The organism is Dyella sp. 2YAF14 (assembly GCF_052114725.1).
GTDB lineage: Bacteria > Pseudomonadota > Gammaproteobacteria > Xanthomonadales > Rhodanobacteraceae > Dyella.
On the sequence record NZ_JBFRFH010000003.1, the window covers coordinates 308,935 to 326,801 of the forward strand.

Here is a 17,867-nt window from a genome sequence, read left to right on the forward strand (position 1 = left end):
TCGTTCACTCCTCAGTGACGGCAGCCGGTCGATGCATGCGCCGATAGTCCGCCGGCGTCACGCCAACTTGACGCATGAAGGCCCGGCGCAGCCCATTGGCATCCGCGTAGCCGCACAAGCTGGCCACGCGCTTGGGCGGTTCCTGTCCCAGTTCGAGCAGTCGACGTGCCGCTTCCACCCGCACCTGTTCCACGTACTCCGCAGGCGGCACGCCCACTTCCTGATGGAACACGCGCGCGAAATGACGTGGACTCAAGCCCGCACGCTGCGCCAATGCCGCCACCGAGTGGTCCTCGCCGGGATGGGCGCCAATCCAGCGCTGCAGCTCCTGGATGGCGGCATGTCCCGCCAGCTCGGCTTCGCCATGACGACTGAACTGCAGTTGCCCGCCGGGACGCTTGAAGAACATCACCAGCTCACTGGCCACCTGCATCGCCACCTCGCGGCCGAGATCCTCCTCGACCAGGGCGAGCGCGAGATCCATGCCCGCGGTCACGCCAGCGGCGGTGCATACCGGACCATCGCGCAGATAAAGCGCATCGGGTTCGACCTGGATCTGCGGATAGCGCTCGCGCATCACGTCGACCACGCCCCAATGGGTGGTGATTCGACGCCCCTCGATCAGGCCGCTGGCCGCCAGCACCAAGGCACCGTTGCACACGGACCCATAGCGTCGACTGCGCTTCGCTGCGCGCCGCAACCAATCCAGTGCATTGAGATGAGTCGGCGCATGGGCCATGCCGGGTGCGCCGGCCACGAGCACCGTATCGAAGCGCGGGAGCGCATCTCGCAGGGTCAGGTCGGGCATCAGCCGCACGCCGGACGAGCTTTCGATCGCACGCGCGGACGTGCCCACCACCCGCAGCTGATAAACCGTCTTGCCAAGGCGTCGATTCGCTTCGGCAAATACGTCAAGCGGCCCGGATACATCCAGCAGCTGCGCGCCGGGAAAGGCAAGGATGGCGATGGTGCGGATCATGGGCGCCTCCGGCACGCGTCCGTCCTGGCCACAAAATGGCATGATTTGATGCTTTGAGTCAAATCATGACGGATGGATTTCGCGTTCCAATGGCTGCGAAGGCGGCATGCCGTATGCCGGCCACCACGGAGCATCCATCATGACCACGATTGCAGGTGTTGCCATTCCGGACAGCCAGCTCGCCAGGGAAGTCACCGACCTGGTACGCGATACCGAAACCGATCTGCTGTACCACCATTCGCGCCGCGTGTTTCTGTTCGGCGCGCTTACCGGCCGCCAGAAGCAGCTCAGCTTCGATCCCGAACTGCTCTACATCGGCGCGATGTTCCACGACATGGGACTGATGCCCGCCCATAGCAGCCCGGACCATCGATTCGAAGTGGATGGCGCCAGCGCGGCCGCGGACTTCCTGCGCCGTCACGGCATTCCCCAGCAGAGCATCGAACTGGTGTGGACCTCGATCGCGCTGCACACCACGCCGGGCATTCCCGAATTCATGCGCCCGGAAATCGCCCTGCTCACCGCCGGCGTGGAAATGGATGTGCTCGGACTGGGCTTTTCGAATGTCGCCGCTGGCGATCGCGCCACCGTGGTGGAAGCGCATCCCCGCAGCGCGCAGTTCAAGCAGGACATCATCGAGGCGTTCTACCAGGGCATACGCCACAAGCCCGACACGACCTTCGGCAATGTCAAAGCCGACGTGATGGCCCTGAAGGAGCCGCACTTCCATCGCGGCAACTTCTGCAGCGTCATCCTCCATTCGGCTTGGCCGGGCTGAGGCTTCGCCGTCGATCGTTCAACCCGTAGCCAGGCGGGGCCACGTCCAGGCATGCCAGACGATAAGCAGGGACAGCGCGATCTCGATGGCGCCCATCACCAGGTAGAACGTCCAGGCACCCGGCATGGTGACGAGCATGATGATGGCGTAGACCAGGCCCAGGAAGATATTGAGCACGCGACTCAACATCGGCTTCATCACCAGCGAAAGAAAAATCATCAGGCTGGGTACGGCCATGAGCAGTGACGTACCCAGCAGAACGCCCTGCGTGGTGGGACCGAGCGGCCCCATGTTTCCCTTCAGCATGTCCTGCAGATTGCCGGGCTGGTAGAGGCCGAAGTAATCGACGTAGATGTAAAGGAACATGAGGCTCGTCCACAGCCCGGCGAGCTTCAGCTTGACCGGCACCTTCAGGTCTTCGAGCGGCGCCTTGGCGCTTGGTTGCGAATTCACGTCTGCTCCTTGCGTGCGATGAGTCAATGGAGTGTGCGCCGATGGGACGCGCTCAGCCTTCCCTGTTGAGGCGCAGATCGTTGAACTTGCGTCGCTCGATCAGCGCGGTGATTTTTCCGTTGGCATCGCGCTGGAACACCAGCAGGTTGCGTTCGTCATCCGTGCCCATGAATACGTCCTTCGCCACCGGCTGCAAGGTATTGGCCGGCCCGCCTGCGCGCGTGACATAGCTGAGCACGCCATGATCCACCGAGACCGTCCATGCGCGATTCGGCGCGAAACGATAGGTGCCCGCGTAATCATTCAGCACAAGACCCGGCACGTCGATCTTCGGCGGCGCGGTGGGAATGGTCACATCCTCGAAGCCGGCCACCTTCCACTCGCCGCCCTGCTTCACGAAGGTGAGCAGGGCGCGATAGCGCACGACGAAGCTTTGCCCGAAATACGTTTCGCGCTCGTACTGCTCCACGCTGAGCAAGGCGCTGTCGCCATGCACCCAGGCGTGCGGATCGCGCATCTCCATGCTGCCGGTGATGCCGGCGGGAAAGGGGTGCAGCGAGGCGATGGTTTCGGCCTTGCTGGCGACGCGGCCAAACTCGTCGATCATCACCGCATCGTCGGTGACCGCCTTTTCCCAGATGGTTTTGTCGCCTGTGGGTAGCGCGTCCATCAGCTTCTGCGTGGTCTGCACCAGCTCGTCGCGCAAGGCGGTCGGCGCTTCGGCCGCGTGCAGCGGCACGATGGTCGCTGCGGCAATCAGTCCCGATACGATGGATCGCTTGAACATGGCATCCCTCCGGCGATGCCGTGAAGCATGCGCTCGGCCGCCATGCCACACCCGTGCTTTAAGTCATTGGATGCCCCACGGTCCAGGGCCGCGTGCGACGCATGCGGCAATCGATCCATCGACCGGTGTGGCAAAGACGACCAGAATCAGCCCGATCATGGAGCTCCGCGCCGTCCCCAAGGCAGGCAGGCTCCGCAGCATGGATTTCATCTCATGGCACTTTTTCCCGCTGCCAACGACATCGGCATTGCCACCCTGATCGACCGCTTCTACGACAAGGTGCGCGCGGACGCCGAGCTGGGCCCCGTGTTCAACGCGGCCGTCCACGACTGGCCGGCGCACAAAGTGCTGTTGCGCGACTTCTGGTCGTCCCTGGTGTTGCGCTCGGGGCGTTATCACGGCAACCCGATGGGCGTGCATCGCGCCCTGCCCGCGTTCCCGCAGCACCTGTTTCATCGCTGGCTGGCGTTGTGGCGGGAAACCGCGCGCGAGGTCTTCGACACGCCGGCGGCCGAGCTGTTCATCGGCACCGCCGAACGCGTGGCGCAGGGCCTCAGCATGGGCCTGGGTCACGGACGCTTGTCGGTCGACCACCCCTCGCGGGTGCTGGGTCCCTTGCACATCATCTCCTGACGCAACCGAACGCCGCGTTTGCCGGCACGAACGACGCAACGGCGCTGAGTCAGAGTACACTGCACAGATGAGAATCAATCGCATTTGTGATGTGCTGCGCGCACTCCCGTTCCTGATCCTCCTGCTGGGCCTGGCCTCGCCGCCCGCCCACGCCCAGGCGGACGCCAACGATCCCGCGGCCAGCGTGCCGCAGACCTGGCAAATGCTCGATTACCTCGCCGCGGATTACGCGGGCGCGGTCAAACATGGCGAGGTGGTAAGCGCGTCGGAATACGACGAGATGCGCGAGTTCGCGCGCCATGCGCGCGATCGCGTGACCGCATTGCCGCCCAGCTCCGCCTCGCCCGTCCTGCGCGAACAAGCCGACAAGCTGGTGGAGCTGATCGACGCCAAGGCACCGGAGTCCGAGGTCGCCCATCAGGCGCACGCGCTGACCGACACCTTGCTGCAGGCCTATCCCATTCCCACCGCACCGACCAAGGCACCGGAGCTTGCGCGCGGAGCGGCGCTCTATCAGACGCAGTGTGCTCTCTGCCACGGCGCGAGTGGACATGGCGATGGTCCGGCGGGACTGCAGCTGTCACCGCGGCCCATCGATTTCACCGACGCATCGCGCGCCGATCAACGCAGTGCCTTGTCGCTCTATGAAGTGATCACCCAGGGCGTCGCCGGCACGCCGATGGCCAGCTACGCACAGACGCTCTCCAGCGACGACCGCTGGTCGCTTGCCTATTTCGTCGGCACCCTCGCCTATCCCGAGGCGAGCGCGCAAGGCGAACAGGCATGGCGCAAGGATCAACAAGCCCGCGGCGCCATCGCATCGCCCAGCGAACTGGCGCGCGCACGCGTTTCCGGCCTTTCCGACCTGATCGGACCAAGCCAGGCACGCCTCATCGTCGGCTACTTGCGCGCGCATCCCGAGGCCGTGCACGAGGCCCTGGCCGGGATTCCACTGGCGCGCACTCGCGTCGCCGACAGCGTAGAGGCGTATCGCAGAGGCAAGCCTGAAGAAGCGCGACAGCTCGCGCTCTCGGCTTATCTCGATGGCGTCGAACCCATGGAGGCGCGACTGGATACACGCGATGCAGCGTTGCGCGCACGCATCGAAACCGCCATGGGCGCCTATCGCACCTCGCTGTCGCAGTCCGCGGCAGGCGATGCGGTGACCACGCAGGCGCACGCGGTGGACCAACTGCTTGCGCAAGCGCAGTCGCTGCTGATGGAAGGCACGGCCAGCCCGATGACGACCTTCATCGGCGCGCTCACCATCCTGGTCCGCGAGGGGCTGGAAGCCTTGCTTGTGGTCGTGGCGCTGCTGGCCTTCCTGCGCAAGGCCGATCGGCACGACGCCACCCGCTATGTGCACGCGGGCTGGCTGCTCGCGCTGCTGGCAGGCGCTGCCACCTGGGCGGTGGCGAGCTATTTCATCTCGATCAGTGGCGCCAGCCGCGAGCTCACCGAAGGCCTGTCGTCGTTGTTTGCCGCGGGCGTGCTGCTTGCGGTTGGCTTGTGGATGCACCAGAAGAGCATCGGCGGCCGCTGGCAGTCTTATCTGAAGGCGAAGATGGCCACGGCGCTCGATCGTCGCTCAGCGTGGTTCGTGTTCGGCCTGACCTTTATCTCGGTCTATCGCGAAGTCTTCGAAACCATCCTGTTCTACACGGCACTGTGGAACGAAGGCCAGGGACAGTGGTTGCTTGCTGGCATCGTGGTGGGCGCCATCATCCTGGGCTTCATCGCCTGGGTTTTGCTGCGCACCAGCCAGCGCCTGCCGCTGGGCCTGTTCTTCTCGGTGAGTTCGCTGGTGATCGCCGTACTGGCGATCGTGCTGACCGGCAAGGGTGTGGCGGCACTGCAGGAAGCGGGATGGACCGCCGTCACTGTGGCCCCGGTGCCGTCCATCGACCTGCTGGGCATCTATCCCACCTGGCAGTCGCTGCTGGCGCAGCTGGCCGTGGCCTTGATGCTGGCCATCGGCTTCACCTACAACCGCTGGCGCGCCAACGCCGCCTGACGCCGCCGCCCTTGGGCGCCTCTTGCGGGGGCGGCACTTGAATTCTGTATCGGTCGATACATATTATTGTCTCGATCGATACAGAACGAAGGTGCGTTATGGCCCGCCCACGCGAATTTGACGAACAGAAGACCCTGGAAGCCGTTGCCGAGGCTTTCTGGGCGCGTGGCTATGAGGCCACCACTACGCGCGACCTGGCACAGCGCACCGGCTTGACGGTAACCAGCCTGTACAACGCGTTCGGCGACAAGCAGGCGCTGTTTCAACGGGCCTTGGAGCACTACCTGGATGCAACGCTCCGCGAGCGCATCGACCGCCTGGAGAAGACTCTGGCACCCAGCGAGGCGATCGCCGCGTTCTTCCATGAAGTGATCGAGCGCTCGCTGTCCGATAAGCAGCAGCGCGGCTGTTTCCTGGTGAACTCGGCGCTGGAGGCCACGCCCGAAGCGCCCGAACTGCGCGCTGCGATTGCTGCCGAAATCGACGCCATCCGCGCCTTTTTCCGTCGCTGCCTGCTGGCCGCCCGCCGCAGCGGTGAAGTGCCCTCATCCGTTTCCGCAGCGGAAGCTTCCGCGCATCTCCTGACCGTCATGCTCGGCCTGCGCGTGATGGCCCGCGTCGATCCCGATCGCACCACGATGACGGCTGCCATAGCCACGGCGCTGAAAGCCGCCGGCATCGCGAAACACCGCTGAACAACATCCCCACTCCCCTCTGGAACTACCCCTCATGTCACCCCGCACTTTCCTCATCACCGGCGCCACCAAGGGCATCGGCCGCGCTATTTCCCAACGTCTCGCCAACGCAGGACATCACGTCGTCGGCCTGGCGCGTAACATCGACGAGCCGGACTTCCCGGGCACCCTGGTGTCCGTCGATCTTGGCGACCGCGCAGCCACCGCCAAGGCGCTCAAGGCGCTGGTCGAGCAATATTCCTTCGACGGCGTGGTCAACAACGTCGGCTATGTGCGTGTGGCGCCAATCGACGAGGTAGACCTCAACGATCTCGACGACATCCTGCGCGTCAACCTCGTGCCCACCATCCAGACCGTGCAGGCGCTGCTGCCGCAGATGCGTGCCAAGGGCTGGGGCCGCGTGGTGAATATCACCAGCTTCGTCGCGCTGGGTTATGCGAATCGCACGTCGTATGCAGCCGCCAAGGCTGCGGTGAACAGTTTCACCCGCACCTGGGGCCTGGAGCTCGCGGAAAGCGGCATCACCGTGAATGCAGTGGCGCCGGGTCCGACGGAAACGGAACTGTTCCGCGCGAACACGCCCGAAGGCAGCGAAGCCGAGCAACGCTTTCTCTCGGTGGTGCCGATGAAGCGCCTGGGCAAGCCGGACGAATTGGCGGCGACCGTGGAGTTCCTGCTGTCTGATGGCGCCAGCTTTATCACCGGGCAGACGTTGTATGTCGATGGCGGCGCATCGATCGGTCGCTCCGCCGCCTGATCGTGCAACGGATCAGTGGAAATCGCGCGAACGGCTGTCCAGCGAACCCAGCAACTCGCTCAGGTCGATGAGTCGATCGGCGATGAGATGGCTTACGCCGTCCGCGTGTTCCCAGCGCCCATCCACGCCCAGCAGGCGCGACTCGAGAAAGATGCGGCGCTGACGTTCGGCCACGTGACTCCACACCACCACGTTGATGGGTCCGAACTCGTCTTCCATGGTGATGAAGGTGACGCCACTGGCCGTCTGCGGACGCTGGCGCTGCGTCACCAGCCCGGCCGCGCGCACTTTGCTGGCATGCGGACGCAGGTGCAGGCTCTTCGAATCCAGGCAGCGCGCCGCGCGCAGGCGCGCACGGATCTGCTGCAGCGGATGCGGCCCCAGACTGAGCCCCATGCGCGCGTAATCGGCCAGCGTGCTTTCACCTTGCGATGGTGGCGGCAGCACGACCTCTTCTTCCACCGGACTGGTGTTGCCGAACAAGGGCAGCTGCGCCTCGATGCCCGCCATGGCCCAGCGCGCACGATGACGATGGCCGGCCAGGCCGCGTAATGCATCCGCCTCGGCCAGCGCATCCTGCTGTTGCTTATTGAGTCCGGCGCGCGCACACAGGTCGGCCACGTCTTCGAACGGCCGGCGTGCACGCGCCGCCATCAGTTGCGTCATCACCTCCTCGCGGCAGCCGCGCACTTGCCGCAGGCCGAGCCGCAAGGCGTAGCCGCCGCGCGAGGCGTCGTCGGCTTCGAGCGTGTTGTCCCAGTCGCTGTGGCGCACATCCACCGGCCGCACCTTGATGCCATGGCGCTGGGTGTCCTGCACGATCTGGCTCGGACCGTAGAAACCCATCGGCTGCGCGTTAAGCAAGGCGCACATGAAAGCCGCGCGGTAATGGCATTTGAGCCAGCAGCTGGCATACACCAATAGTGCAAAGCTGGCCGCATGGCTTTCGGGAAAACCGTAGGAGCCAAAACCCTTGATCTGCTCGAACAGGCGCGCGGCAAAATCCGGCGTGAAACCGTTCTTCAGCATGCCGGCCATCAGTTTCTGGCGATGGATCTCCATATCGCCGTTGCGTCGCCATGCCGCCATCGAACGACGCAACTGGTCGGCCTCGCCGGGCGAGTATTCCGCCGCGACGATCGCCAGCTTCATCACCTGCTCCTGGAACAAGGGCACGCCGAGCGTGCGCTCGAACACATCCTTCAAGGCTTCCGACGGATAAGTGATCGGCTCCTCGCCACGCTTGCGGCGCAGATACGGATGCACCATGTCGCCCTGGATCGGACCCGGCCGCACGATCGCCACCTGGATCACCAGGTCGTAGAAATTCTCCGGCCGATGCCGCGGCAGCATCGCCATCTGCGCGCGCGATTCGATCTGGAACACGCCGATGGTGTCGGCGCGCTGGATCAGTTCATAGGTAGGCGGATCATCCGGCGGAATCGATGCCAGCGTTTCCACGCGGCCGTGATGACCCTTCAATAGATCGAGACATTTCCGGATACAGGTGAGCATACCCAGCGCCAGGCAATCGACCTTGAGCAGGCGCATGGTGTCCAGATCATCCTTGTCCCACTGGATGATGGTGCGGTCGGGCATCGAGGCATTTTCCACCGGCACCAGATGCGATAGCGGCTGGTCGGAAATGACAAAGCCACCCACGTGCTGGGACAGGTGGCGCGGAAAATCCATCAGCTCTTCGGTGAGCGCCATCACCCGCCGCAACACGGGACTATCCGGATCGAAGCCGCGTTCGCGCAGGCGGCCGTCCAGCGGATCGTCGCCGTCCTGCCAGGCGAAGGTGCGCGACAACAGGTCGATCTGATCCGATGGCAGGCCGAGCACGCGTGCCACATCGCGTACCGCGCTGCGGCCTCGATAGCAGATCACGGTGGCGGCCAGCGCGGCACGCTCGCGGCCGTATTTCTCGTAGATATGCTGGATGACTTCTTCGCGCCGCTCGTGCTCGAAGTCGATATCGATATCCGGCGGCTCGTTGCGTTCGGCGGAAATAAAACGCTCGACCAGCAGCGTGGTCGTGGCCGGATCCACCGCCGTCACGCCCAGCGCGTAGCAAACCGCCGAATTGGCGGCCGAACCGCGGCCCTGGCACAGGATGTCCTTGCCGCGCGCGAAGCTCACGATCTCCTGCACGGTCAGGAAGTACGACTCGTACTTGAGCTGCTCGACCAGCTTCAGCTCGTACTCGATCTGCTCTCTCACCTTGGATGGCTCGCCCTGCGGCCAGCGCCAGCGCACGCCTTCTTCGGTGAGCTGGCGCAGCCACGTGGTCGGCGTATGCCCTTCCGGCACCAGTTCGGCGGGATAGCGATAGCTCAGGTCGGTCATCACGAACTGGCAGCGTTCGGCGATGCGTACGCTTTCGGCCATCAGTTCGTCGGGATAGATCGCAGACAAGGCCGCACGCGTTCGCAGATGTCGCTCGCCATTGGGAAACAACAGGTCGCCGGCATCGGCCACGGTGCGATGGTGGCGGATCGCCGTCATCACATCCTGCAAGGCACGGCGGCGGCGTATATGCATGTGTACGTCGCCCGCGGCCACCATCGGCAGCTGCAGTGCATCGGCCAGCATCTGCAGCCGGGCGAAACGGCGGTCGTCGTCGGGGCCGCGATGCAGCTCGACCGCCAGCCACAATCGCCCCTCGAACAACGAGCGCAGCCACTCACCATGCGCCTGCTGCAGCTCGGCCTGCGGCAACCACAAGGCCAGTGTGCCGGGCAGGCCGTCGGCAAAGTCGTCGCGCGTTACACGATACGTGCCCTTCTCCGCCACGCGCCGACCGCGCGTGATCAGCGCACACAGCGAGGTATAGCCCTGCAGGTTCTCGCACAACAGCACCAGCTTCGGGCCGTGCTCGATCTGGAACTCGGCGCCGACGATCAGCGGCAGCCCGGTATCGCGCGAGGCCTCGTAGGCGCGCACGATGCCTGCGAGCGAACATTCGTCGGTGATCGTCAGCGCGCGATAACCGCAGGCCTTGGCCCGCTCGAACAACTCGCGCGCACTCGACGCGCCACGCTGGAACGAGAAGTTGGACAGGCAATGCAGTTCGGCGTAGTCGTTCATGCGAACCAGCCATGCAACATCCAGTTGCCCTGCTCGCCCGGCGCGCAATACACCCACGCACACTGTCCCTGCGAGGTGCGCACCACGTAGTAATCGCGCCGGATGTCGCCACCATCCCACCAGCCGGTTTCGATGCGCTCGGGGCCGGCGAGCACCTCCGGCGCCGGGCCACGCAGCGGGCATGGCGAGGCCAGCAGCCAGGTCGGGCGCGGCAAGGTTTCCGGCGTGGTGGCCGCTTTCACATGCGCGGTATCGGACTGCGCCCGCTCCGGGCGTGGATCCACCGTGCGGTGCAGATGCTGGATGGCCTGCTCGCCCAGGCGTGCACGCAGGCGTTCGCGCAACTGATCCAGCGGCACCGCATGCGTGGGCCGCGTATCGAACAGGTCACGGCCGGCCGGCACGAACGGCGGCAGGTCGCGCGCCACCAGCCGCATCGCCAACACCGGCTGGTGCAATTCCAGGCGTTCGAGCCGTCCGCGCGCGCAGTCGAACAACAGCGTGGCATCGCGCGCGGCGGCCAGCATGCCCACCGTCACGCAGGTGGGCAGACCGCTGCGATGTTCCAGTTCCAGTTCGAATCGCTGCACGCCACCATCGCGACCGGCGAGATACGCCGCCAGGTCGCCGGTGAGACGGCGCAGCGGAAACACCAGCGCCTCGACGTGCTCGATTTCGTGCGTCCACTCCATGCGCTGTTCGAACGCATCGGGCGGACGGTAGCTGTCCATCGGCGTGGGTTCGTCGCCGGTGAGGCGATCGAGCTGCGCCACCAGCTCGGCGCCGAAGCGGCGTTGCAGGCCTGCGCGCGGCAGCTTCAAGACTTGGCCCAGGGTGCGGATGCCCATCGACGGCAAACCCTGCGCGGCATCGGCCGGCAGGCGCGCACGCGCAATCGGCACGGGCGCCAGCGCCTCGCGCAGGATCTCCGGCGACATCACCGCCAGCCCGTCGTGCACGCCGGCCAGCACATAGGCCGCATGCGGTGTCGGTGCGAGCGCGATGCGATGACGGAAAGCCAGTCCCTGCAGATCGTCCCGCAGCAGCGATTCAAAACGCGGCCATGGCCCGAACAGGTTGAGGCTGCGACTCACCTCCAGCACCACGGCGTGCGCGTACAGCCCCACCTCGGCGCTATAGCGATACGCCCAGGCAGCGAGCAGGCGATGCCAGCGCGCTTCGTCTTCCGGGTCGTGCTCGACCATCGCGAACTGCTGCAACAAGGCTTGCGCCGCGGTGAGCCGTTGCCCGCGATAAATGCCCGCCGCGCGCGCGCTCGCATTGGCCGCATGGACGATGCGAGCCTGCGCGGGACCGCTTACCAACACCAGCGGTTCGTCCGACGGCGGCCGTCGCCGGAGGACACCGTCCAGCGCCAGTTGCGGCAGCAAGATGCAAGCCCAGAGCATGGCGCGTCACGACCAGCCGGAAGCTAGCGATACCGCCTGTGCCGGCGGATTGCCGCCACGGCATTTGCGCACGCGTATCTGCCAGCTGGGCGTGCTTTCCAGTTCCAATCGCAATGCCGCGGGCGACGCCTGCACGGCATGGCGGCGATCGCGGAACAGAAAGGCCAGCGCCTTGCCGGTATCGGCCGCCACCTGCAATCGACGCAGGGCACGATCATCAGCGTGCACCGGCCACGCCAGCACGGCGGCGCAACTGGCCGAGCGCAGGCATTGTTCGGCCGCCCACAGCACATCGCGTTCGTCCGCATGCACGATGTCTACGTTCGACATCACCACGCCGCGCGCTTCCCAGCCCGCCACATAAGGCACGTACGGCGGCGAGATCACCATCACCGGACGCCCTTCGCGGGTGAGGCGCGCCAGCGTAGGCAACAACAAATGCAGCTCACCCACGCCATCGGCGGGCAGCAGGATTTCGGTCATCGCGTGCTCGGGCCAGCCGCCGCTGGGCAAGGCAGCATCGAGCGTCGCCCAGCCGGTCGGCTGACTGCCCGACGGTTGCGGCGCAGCGCGGCCTTGCCAGACCTGGCGGCTGTGCAGGAGTGTATCGAGCGCAAGGACCTGACCCACGGCGCACGCCCCTCAGCGCAACGTGCGCAGGCAACGGGTGACGACGCCCCACACGCTGAGCGTCTCGCCCTCGCGGAACACGATGGGCTTGAAGTGCGCGTTTTCCGGCAGCAACGCGATATGCCCATCCACCTTGCCCAGCCGCTTGATGGTCAGCTCGTTGTTGACCATCGCCACTACGATGTCGCCCTGGCGCGGCGCGAGCGCACGATCCACCAGCACCTCGTCGCCATCGAAAATGCCGGCGCCGATCATCGACCAGCCCGACACGCGGATGATGAAGGTGCTCGGCTCGTGGCCGGGCAGTACGAGGTGCTCGTTGAGGTCGACCACTTCGTCGACATCGTCGTCGGCGATCGACGGCAGGCCGGCCGGCACGCGACTGAGGAAAGCCGTCAGCGCGACCGTCGATGGCTCCAGCGACAGCGGCCGCGGCGCCTCCAGCGTGGCCGGACTGCGGTAGGCCTCCAGATAGGCCAGCACGCCCGGTACCTGGCTGTCGGGTACGCGTATGCGCTGACTGGGTTCACCGGCGGGACGACCGGCTCCCGGGCGGCGTCCACCGTGGTCGGAAGGAGGCATGGGGCGACTTGATTAGTGGGACGGTAATCAAGATAGCACGATGGCATTCTCACCGAGCGAGATTCAGCACGCCGCCATGAATAATTTTCAAGCGACTGATTAAAAAGGCAATTCAGGCGTCCGCGCGGTAGACCCGCCCCTTCCACTGGGAGCGCACGCCGCGCCAATAGCGCAGCGCCGAACTCCAGGTCATGCCGAGGTATAGCCCCGCCCCCAGCGGCAGCAGCAAGGCCCACCACAGGGGCATCCGGTAGTACCTGAGCATGGGCAGGTAGCCCAGCATCATGGCGCCCAGCGCGATCCATGCACAGGGCCACAGCTGTGGTGCGGCCAGCAAGGCCAGCGGCACCCCGTAAGCCCACAGGAACAACACCGTCACCAGCAGCAACACCGTCGTCGAATAGCCGAGCTGGGTGAAGGCCGAACGCGCCACCATGCCGTGGATCGACTCGAAGCTGCCGTACGGCCGCCGGCTCAGCACATCGCGGCTCAAGCCAATCCAGGTGCGGCCGCCCGCGCGCTTCACCTGACGTGCCAGCGCGCAATCGTCGATCAACGCATCGCGCAGGCTGCCGAAGCCGCCGATGCGTTCAAGCACCTCGGTATCCACCAGGATGCAGCCGCCCGCGCCGGCCGCCACCCAGCGCGAGGGCGAGTTGGACAAAGCAAACGGATAAAGCAACTTGAAGTAATAGACGAAGGCCGGCAGCAACAGGCGATCCCAGAAACTGGTGCGGCGCAGGTCGGCCATGATCGACACGAACTGCCGCTGCTCGCGCTGCTTGTGCAACAGCAGCGTGGCCAACATGCCGGGACGCAGCTCGATATCCGCATCCAGCAACAAGGTCAGCGGCGTGCGTACCTGCTGCCTGCCCTGCTCCAGCGCCCACAGCTTGCCCGCCCAACCTTCCGGCAAGGGCGCACCCTGGATCACGCGAACACCGGGATACGAGCTCGCCACACTGGCCGTGCTGTCGGCCGACTGGTCGTCGACCACGATGATCTGGAGTCCACTGCCCTGCGCCTGCAAAGCGCGCAGCGTGCTGCCGATCACGTCGGCTTCGTTGCGTGCAGGCATCAATACGGTGACGTCGTCCAGGCGCATGCTGGCCAACGCATCAGCCTCCAGATGCTCGCGCGTACTCCATGGCCGCCACGGCACCAGCAGTAGTCCCAGCCACATCACGACCGGGACGATGGCGCCAATGAGCAGCCACATGACTCAGTGCCCGGCGTCGGCCCCGGACGACGAGCCTCTGCGCTGGATCGCGCTGATGGGAATATGGATCGCCGTGGCATCGACGCGGTCGCCGTACATCACCGGCAGATCCGGCGCCATTGCGCCATCGATGCGCGGACCGAACGTCGCCACGCGCGCGGCCTTGAGCGGATGCGCAAAGGTGTCGTCCACCGCCGTGCCCTCGAAACCGCAGTGCGCCATGCAGTTGTCGCACTTGGGGTTGATGCCGACGCCGTATTTCTCCCAGGCCGTCTCTTCCATCAATTCCTTGTACGAACTGGCGTAGCCCTCGTCGACCAGCAGATAGCACGGCCGCTGCCAGCCGAAAATGTTGTAGGTGGGGTTGGACCACGGCGTGCACTGGTAACTCTGGTTGCCCGCGATGAAGTCCAGGAACATCGACGACTGGTTGAACACCCACTTGCTCTTGCGTTCCTTGCCGATGCGGAAAATATCGCGGAACAGCTGCTTGCTCTCGGTGCGCCCAAGAAAGACATCCTGGCGCGGCGCATGCTGGTAGCTATAGCCGGGCGACACCGTGATGCCTTCGATGCCAAGCGACATGGCGAAGTCGAAGAACTCGGCAATTTCTTCCGGCTTCTCGTTGTTGAACAGCGTGCAGTTGATGGTGACGCGAAAACCGCGCGACAACGCCAGCTTGATCGCCGCCACCGCCTTGTCGAACACGCCCTCCATGCACACCGATTGATCGTGCTGCTCCTGCAAGCCGTCCAGATGGACCGACCAGGTGAAATACGGCGACGGCGTGTATTCGTCGATGTGCTTGGTCAGCAGCAGCGCGTTGGTGCACAGGTAGATGAATTTCTCGCGCGCGATCAGGCCCTGCACGATCTGCGGCATCTCCTTGTGGATCAGCGGCTCGCCGCCGGGGATCGACACCACCGGCGCGCCGCATTCGTCCACCGCGCGCAGTGCGTCTTCCACGCTCATGCGCTTTTGCAGGATCTCTTTGGGATGATCGATCTTGCCGCAACCGGCGCAGGCGAGATTGCACTGGAACAAGGGCTCCAACATCATCGCCAGCGGATAACGCTTCTGCCCGCTGACCTTCTTGCCGATGATGTAACGCGCGATCTTGGTTTGCTGAATAAGAGGAATGCCCAACGGAATCTCCTCATCACTGACGGATGGATGTTACGCGCTGCGATCGATGCCAGTCGCCTTCATCACGGGATCGAGTATAGCCACGTCGCGGCGATGTGGCGTTCAGGACGCCAGGCTGGCGGGCGGCGCAAATACATGCGCGTGTTCGCGACGCAAGCGCTCCCATTCGATCTTGAACCATGGCGTGAAATGCTCCGGATGCGCGGCGATCTCACGATCCAGCGCATCGGGCGCGATATAACGCAGCGCGGCGATCTCAAGCCTGTTGGCGACGGGAGCCGCATCCGTACGGCCGGCGTAGACCCAGCAAAGCTCGTGTTCCGCGCCTTCGTCATCGAATTGCGCCTGATACTGGAACTTGAACTGGAACTGGAATTCGCACTGCAGGCCGAGCTCCTCGGCCAGGCGACGATGAGTGGCTGTTTCCATCGTCTCGCCGCGCCGGGGATGGCTGCAGCAGGTATTGGACCAGTAACCCGGCCACAGGCGTTTGCCTTCGGCGCGTTGCTGCAGCAGCAGCTCGCCGTCCGTATTGAACACAAACAGCGAAAACGCGCGATGCAGAATGCCCTGTCCGTGGTGCGCGCTCGCCTTGTCGAGAAAGCCGGTTTCGCGGTCGTGTTCGTCGACCAGCACCAGGGGTTCGTCCTGAAAGGACACCACACTCTTCGACCAGCTTCCTTCGTTGAAGTCCAACTCGCGGTTAGCCAAGGCTCAAACCTCTCTCTTCCGACGGACGGCGGCAGTACACGCCCGGTCATCACATCTTCGTCACATCTGGCGCGACGCACGTTCGACCGTACATCGATGGCGCACTCAGGCTAGCAAGGATGAGCGAAGGCGAGTAGTCCCTCGCGGGCGCCGTTCATACCAAAGGATAGTTATTGCGTTGAATGAACACTGCTCGCCGGCGCCGGAAACGGCTCATGCGTGCGTGTCCACGTGGTGTTTCCACCGAGCAGCGTGATGCCGATGAAACCGCGCAACACCAGCCGGTCCGGTGAGCGCAGGTGAATTTCGCAGTGATATTCCTTGCCGTTGTCGGCGTTGTAGACGCGGCCGTCCACCCAGGCGTGCGCCTCGGCGTCGTAACGCAATCCCCATAGCAGGCGCAGGCCCGTCAATGGGCGCGAACGCAGCGCCGGATCGGGATTGTGACGATCGGTGACGGTTTTTCCGTTGAGCTCGGCGCCGTCCTCAGGGCCATAGGTATCGTGCAGCTGCCACACAATGCTGCCGACAAACGCATCACCATCGCGCTCGATGCGGATAATGGCGTCGCGGCTTTCCACCAGCCAGTCGCCCTCGATGGCGGTGCCCGGCGTAGCGTCGGCAGACGGCGTCTGTGCGAGCGCCACGCCCTGCAGCAGGCATAGCGTCAAGATCCATGCAGCCTGCCGAAACAGCCGCAAAACGTGCGCTTTCACGAAGTGCATGCATTAACTTTGGAAGGAATGACGGACCGCGTGCTGACCGAACTCATGTCCCCTCCCGCTGCCCTATCGCTGCTGTCATGGATTGGCCTGGTGCTGGCCGGGTGCACCACGGCCTATGCGTGCCTGAGCCTGTGGGCCTGGTTCCGCTGCGAGCGCCGCAACCAGCATCCGCGAGCGGATGTGAACGATCAGGCAAGCCGCCCGGTGAGCGTACTCAAGCCGCTGCACGGCGCCGAGCCCGGCCTCTACGAGAACCTGAAAGGTTTCTGCAAGCAAACCCACCCGCATTACGAAATCCTGTTCGGCGTGCGCGATCCCGAGGATCCGGCGATTGCCGTCGTGCAGCGCCTGCAGCGCGAGTTCCCCGAACGCGCCATGGCGCTGGTGATCGATCCCACGGTCCACGGCGCCAACCTCAAGGTCAGCAACCTGATCAACCTGCTGGCGCAGGCGCGTTACGACTGGCTGGTGCTGGCCGATGCCGACATCAGCGTGGCGCCGGATCATCTGGCGCGCGTCACCGCACCGCTGAACGATCCGGGCGTGGGCATCGTGACCTGTCTGTATCACGGCGTGGCGGGCGATGGATGGACGGCCCGCCTAGGGCGCCTGTTTATCGACGACTGGTTTGCGCCATCGGTACGGCTGGCCCACGCGTTTGGTTCCACCCGCTTCGCCTTCGGTTCCACCATTGCCGTGCGACGCGACACGCTGAATGCGATCGGCGGCCTGTCGGCACTCAAGGACACGCTTGCCGACGATTTCTGGCTGGGCGAGCGATCGCGCCAGCAAGGCTTGCGCACCGTGCTGAGCGACGTGGTGGTCGGCACGCAGGTGAACGAAAACCAACTCTCCCAGCTGTGGTCGCATGAAATGCGCTGGCTGCGCACGATCCGCGCCATATCACCGGCCGGATTCACCTTCAGCTTCGTGTGCTACAGCTGGCCACTGCTGGTGCTGGCCTTGTTGCTCTCGCCCACGCTGCCTTGCCTGATCGTGGCCGCGTTGGGAGTCCTGGCACGCCTGTGGCGCTACCTCGTGTCCTGGCCAAGCACCGCAAGATCCAACCGTTGGCAGGACCTGTGGCTCACCCCTTTTCGCGACACACTGTTGCTGCTGGAATGGGCTGGCGCACTGGTCCACTGGCGAGTGGATTGGCGCGGCCAGATCTTGCATGCGCGCGACCATGCGCCATCGCGCTATCCTTGAACAAGTGGTGACTGGTGTGTTGAACAACTCATTGCGGACAACTGCAGGAG

General features: G+C 64.8%; 17 protein-coding genes. 6 read left to right on the top strand and 11 right to left on the bottom strand.

Annotated features, from left to right (window positions below; all coding sequences use genetic code 11):
* Positions 1 to 4 precede the first annotated feature (4 nt).
* The gene (locus AB4Y82_RS07570) at positions 5 to 979 is read right to left on the bottom strand and encodes a GlxA family transcriptional regulator (RefSeq protein WP_441602248.1); all 975 of its coding nucleotides are present in this window, start codon (positions 977 to 979) and stop codon (positions 5 to 7) included.
* A gap of 139 nt (positions 980 to 1,118) precedes the next feature.
* Between AB4Y82_RS07570 and AB4Y82_RS07575 the strand changes: the two genes are divergently transcribed.
* On the top strand, positions 1,119 to 1,757 hold the full coding sequence (locus AB4Y82_RS07575) for an HD domain-containing protein (RefSeq protein ID WP_441602249.1): 639 nt from the start codon (positions 1,119 to 1,121) through the stop codon (positions 1,755 to 1,757).
* A gap of 18 nt (positions 1,758 to 1,775) precedes the next feature.
* Here AB4Y82_RS07575 and AB4Y82_RS07580 read toward each other — a convergent pair whose 3' ends face one another.
* On the bottom strand, positions 1,776 to 2,210 hold the full coding sequence (locus tag AB4Y82_RS07580) for a DUF6326 family protein (protein WP_441602250.1): 435 nt from the start codon (positions 2,208 to 2,210) through the stop codon (positions 1,776 to 1,778).
* Between the two features lie 52 nt (positions 2,211 to 2,262).
* Entirely contained in the window at positions 2,263 to 2,997 is a 735-nt protein-coding gene (locus tag AB4Y82_RS07585) for a DUF4440 domain-containing protein (RefSeq protein ID WP_441602251.1), read from the bottom strand.
* Positions 2,998 to 3,210: 213 nt separating this feature from the next.
* Here AB4Y82_RS07585 and AB4Y82_RS07590 point away from each other — a divergent pair, with 213 nt between their 5' ends.
* The 4 genes from AB4Y82_RS07590 (at position 3,211) to AB4Y82_RS07605 (ending at position 7,096) form a co-directional block, all read left to right on the top strand.
* The gene (locus AB4Y82_RS07590) at positions 3,211 to 3,630 is read left to right on the top strand and encodes a group III truncated hemoglobin (protein ID WP_441602252.1); all 420 of its coding nucleotides are present in this window, start codon (positions 3,211 to 3,213) and stop codon (positions 3,628 to 3,630) included.
* Between the two features lie 91 nt (positions 3,631 to 3,721).
* On the top strand, positions 3,722 to 5,644 hold the full coding sequence (locus tag AB4Y82_RS07595) for an FTR1 family protein (RefSeq protein ID WP_441602253.1): 1,923 nt from the start codon (positions 3,722 to 3,724) through the stop codon (positions 5,642 to 5,644).
* A 98-nt stretch (positions 5,645 to 5,742) separates the two neighbouring features.
* The gene (locus AB4Y82_RS07600; protein ID WP_441611203.1) at positions 5,743 to 6,339 is read left to right on the top strand and encodes a TetR/AcrR family transcriptional regulator; all 597 of its coding nucleotides are present in this window, start codon (positions 5,743 to 5,745) and stop codon (positions 6,337 to 6,339) included.
* Between the two features lie 34 nt (positions 6,340 to 6,373).
* A complete protein-coding gene (locus tag AB4Y82_RS07605; protein ID WP_441602255.1) occupies positions 6,374 to 7,096 on the top strand; it encodes an SDR family oxidoreductase in 723 nt (240 codons plus the stop codon).
* 12 nt (positions 7,097 to 7,108) lie between these two features.
* On the opposite strand, the gene AB4Y82_RS07610 is transcribed toward AB4Y82_RS07605, so the two are convergent.
* The 8 genes from AB4Y82_RS07610 to AB4Y82_RS07645 form a co-directional block, all read right to left on the bottom strand.
* The gene (locus AB4Y82_RS07610) at positions 7,109 to 10,186 is read right to left on the bottom strand and encodes an error-prone DNA polymerase (RefSeq protein ID WP_441602256.1); all 3,078 of its coding nucleotides are present in this window, start codon (positions 10,184 to 10,186) and stop codon (positions 7,109 to 7,111) included.
* Positions 10,183 to 11,595 carry a Y-family DNA polymerase gene (locus tag AB4Y82_RS07615; protein ID WP_441602257.1) on the bottom strand — a complete coding sequence of 471 codons (1,413 nt, stop codon included), beginning with the start codon at positions 11,593 to 11,595 and terminating at the stop codon, positions 10,183 to 10,185. The genes AB4Y82_RS07610 and AB4Y82_RS07615 overlap by 4 nt, the downstream gene beginning before the upstream one ends.
* A gap of 6 nt (positions 11,596 to 11,601) precedes the next feature.
* On the bottom strand, positions 11,602 to 12,225 hold the full coding sequence (imuA, locus tag AB4Y82_RS07620; protein WP_441602258.1) for a translesion DNA synthesis-associated protein ImuA: 624 nt from the start codon (positions 12,223 to 12,225) through the stop codon (positions 11,602 to 11,604).
* 12 nt (positions 12,226 to 12,237) lie between these two features.
* The gene (locus AB4Y82_RS07625) at positions 12,238 to 12,807 is read right to left on the bottom strand and encodes a LexA family protein (RefSeq protein ID WP_441602259.1); all 570 of its coding nucleotides are present in this window, start codon (positions 12,805 to 12,807) and stop codon (positions 12,238 to 12,240) included.
* 112 nt (positions 12,808 to 12,919) lie between these two features.
* Positions 12,920 to 14,026 (bottom strand): glycosyltransferase, encoded by a 1,107-nt coding sequence (locus AB4Y82_RS07630; protein WP_441602260.1) that lies wholly within the window; start codon positions 14,024 to 14,026, stop codon positions 12,920 to 12,922.
* A gap of 3 nt (positions 14,027 to 14,029) precedes the next feature.
* Positions 14,030 to 15,172, bottom strand: a complete 1,143-nt coding sequence (gene hpnH / locus AB4Y82_RS07635) for an adenosyl-hopene transferase HpnH (RefSeq protein ID WP_441602261.1) — start codon at positions 15,170 to 15,172, stop codon at positions 14,030 to 14,032.
* A 102-nt stretch (positions 15,173 to 15,274) separates the two neighbouring features.
* Positions 15,275 to 15,883: an isopentenyl-diphosphate Delta-isomerase gene (gene idi / locus AB4Y82_RS07640; protein WP_441602262.1), complete on the bottom strand. Its 609-nt coding sequence runs from the start codon at positions 15,881 to 15,883 to the stop codon at positions 15,275 to 15,277.
* 170 nt (positions 15,884 to 16,053) lie between these two features.
* Complete coding sequence (locus tag AB4Y82_RS07645; RefSeq protein WP_441602263.1) at positions 16,054 to 16,599, bottom strand: DUF2147 domain-containing protein; 546 nt, start codon at positions 16,597 to 16,599, stop codon at positions 16,054 to 16,056.
* A gap of 39 nt (positions 16,600 to 16,638) precedes the next feature.
* Between AB4Y82_RS07645 and hpnI the strand changes: the two genes are divergently transcribed.
* Positions 16,639 to 17,817 carry a bacteriohopanetetrol glucosamine biosynthesis glycosyltransferase HpnI gene (gene hpnI / locus AB4Y82_RS07650; protein ID WP_441611204.1) on the top strand — a complete coding sequence of 393 codons (1,179 nt, stop codon included), beginning with the start codon at positions 16,639 to 16,641 and terminating at the stop codon, positions 17,815 to 17,817.
* Positions 17,818 to 17,867 lie beyond the last annotated feature (50 nt).